Raw genomic sequence first — 255 nt, 5'->3', positions numbered from 1 at the left:
ACTACCATCCACTTAACTACCTACGGTAATGTTTGAAGTGGTGGCTTCTTGGTCAAGATAACTATTGTTATCAGTATCTCCAAGCTATTAGGCTAGTTCCTAACCCTTATGATTACCATTTATATGGTTAAGTTTAATAGATTGATACTTGCATTGATATCTCTATCGTGGAATGCTCCACACTCTGGACATTCCCATTCTCTTAGTCCTAAGTTCTTCACTAATGGATTTTTATATCCACATTTAGAACATAAT

The 255-nt window shown here is 35.3% G+C and carries 1 protein-coding gene; it reads right to left on the bottom strand.

From position 1 onward, the window contains the following. Window positions 1-119: 119 nt before the first annotated feature. On the bottom strand, window positions 120-255 hold a 136-nt coding region (locus KGF45_RS19885; RefSeq protein WP_227830530.1), incomplete at its 5' end, for a transposase.

This window comes from Clostridioides sp. ZZV14-6154 (genome assembly GCF_020657785.1).
Classification (GTDB): domain Bacteria; phylum Bacillota; class Clostridia; order Peptostreptococcales; family Peptostreptococcaceae; genus Clostridioides.
Note: the sequence above shows the minus strand (reverse complement) of the source record. Positions and strands in the feature narration are given on the sequence as shown.